Annotated in this window: 3 protein-coding genes; 2 read left to right on the forward strand and 1 reads right to left on the reverse strand. The window is 74.0% G+C overall.

Translation table 11 applies throughout. The features are described from left to right. Both VG276_27150 and VG276_27155 read left to right on the forward strand, forming a co-directional pair. Positions 1-564, forward strand: a 564-nt coding sequence (locus tag VG276_27150) for a bifunctional glutamine-synthetase adenylyltransferase/deadenyltransferase (GenBank protein ID HEV8652966.1), incomplete at its 5' end; no start/stop codon positions are given. A gap of 188 nt (positions 565-752) precedes the next feature. Beyond that, positions 753-1,640 carry a pseudouridine-5'-phosphate glycosidase gene (locus VG276_27155; GenBank protein ID HEV8652967.1) on the forward strand — a complete coding sequence of 296 codons (888 nt, stop codon included), beginning with the start codon at positions 753-755 and terminating at the stop codon, positions 1,638-1,640. Positions 1,641-1,789: 149 nt separating this feature from the next. Here VG276_27155 and glnA read toward each other — a convergent pair. Continuing rightward, the coding region (glnA, locus tag VG276_27160; GenBank protein ID HEV8652968.1) for a glutamine synthetase at positions 1,790-1,932 on the reverse strand (143 nt) is incomplete at its 5' end.

Below are 1,932 nucleotides of genomic sequence, written 5' to 3' on the forward strand. Positions count from 1 at the left end.
TTGATCAAGGTGCGGCCGGTGGCGGGGGATGGGGGGTTGGGGGCGCGGTTTTGTGCGGCGGCGGCGGCGCGGACGTGGCCGGAGCGGTTGGGTGCTGACACGGTCGCGGCGGTCCGCCGCATGAAAGCCAGAGTCGAGTCGGAGCGCCTGCCGGCCGGGACCGACCCCCGCCTGCACCTGAAGCTCGGGCCGGGCGGCCTGGCCGACGTGGAGTGGACCACGCAGCTCCTGCAGCTCCGGTTCGGCAGGGAGCGGCCAGCGGTGCGGGTCCCGGGCACCCTGCCCGCCATCGTCGCCCTTGCCGAGGCGGGCGCGCTGGGTGCCCGGGAGGCCGCCTGGCTTGCCGAAGCCTACCGCTTCTGCCTGCGGGTCCGGAACGCCGCCTACCTGGTCGCCGGCCGGCCGGTGGAGTCCCTGCCCACCGACCCCGGCTCGCTCGAACGCCTGGCCAGGGCGATGGGGGAGCCCCCGCCCGGCCGCCAGCGGCTGCTCGAGTCCTACCGGCGGGTCACCCGGCGGGCCAGGCGGGTGGTGATGGCCCGCTTCTGGGGCGACCCCGAGTGAGGGCTGTCACACCTCACCGGCGAGCTGCGCCAGTGCGCGAGGTGATGGCCCGCTTCTGGGACCACCCGAGCGAGGCGATCGGGGCTCATGGAGCGCCGACTCTCCTTTCGACCGTCCATCCGACCGGTTACCCTTGCGGGCGGACTTCGTTCGGCCCGCACCCCAAACGATGGGAGCGTTCTCACCATATGGATCGACCGATCGTCATCGCCGACCAGATTGCGACCGCCCACGCCGTGGTCGCCCTCGAGACCAGCGTGCTCGTCCAGGGCCTGCCTGCCCCGGCCAACCTCGAGTCGGCCGAGGCGCAGGGAGCCGCCGTGGGCAAGGCCGGTGCCACCCCCGCCGTCGTCGCCGTGATCCAGGGGCGGATCGTGGTGGGCGCCGAGGACGACGACATCCGCGCCCTGGCCGGGCGCCGCTCGACCTGGAAGGTCACCGTGCGCGACCTCGCCTACGTCGTAGCCCGCAAGCTCGACGGCGCGACCACCGTCTCGGCCACCGCGTTCGCCGCCGAGGCGGCCGGGATCGGCGTGATGGCCACCGGAGGGATCGGGGGCATCCACTTCGGCGGCCCCGACATCTCCGCCGACCTGCCCCAGCTCGCCCGCTCGCGGCTGTTGGTGATCTGCTCCGGCCCCAAGCACGTGGCCGACGCCGCCGCCACCCTCGAGTGGCTCGAGACCAACGGCGTGCTCGTGGTCGGCTACCGCACCGACCGCATGCCGAACTTCCTGGCCCGCGGCCGGCTGCCCCTCGAGCACGTCGTCAACAACGCCGAGGAGGTCGTCGACCTGGTGCGCGTCAGGGAGGCGCTCGGCTCGCCCGGTGCGCTGGTGCTGGTACAGGACTGCCCGGCCGGGGCCGCCATGGACCCCAGCGAGCTGGCCGAGCTGGCCGCCGAGGGCAGCGCGGCGGCCCGTGCCGCCGGCGCGGTCGGCAAGGCGCGCACCCCGTTCGAGCTCGACTGGCTCCACCGGCGCACCGGCGGCCGCAGCCTCGAGGCCAACCTCGCCCTGCTCGAGGCCAACGCCGGCCTGGCCGGCGAGATCGCGGTCGCCCTGGCCGAGTCCTGAACCGGAGCGAGGTCAGAGGTTCGACGCGTGGGCGAGCAGCGTACAGGGCAGGCCGTCGACCGCGCCCTCGCACAGCGACGGCGGACGGCCTGCCCACGGCCCAGAGCCGGGAGTAGCTTTCCGTTTCCCCTGGTCAGGCGCCTACGGCCTCAGATGTCGTAGTAGAGGGCGAACTCCCACGGGTGGGGGCGGAGCCGGACGGCGTCGACCTCCGCCTCGCGCTTGTAGGCAACCCAGGTCTCGATCACGTCGGAGGTGAACACGTCGCCCTCGAGCAGGAAGGCGTGGTCGG

The sequence above is a fragment of the Actinomycetes bacterium genome, from assembly GCA_036000965.1.
GTDB lineage: Bacteria > Actinomycetota > CALGFH01 > CALGFH01 > CALGFH01 > DASYUT01.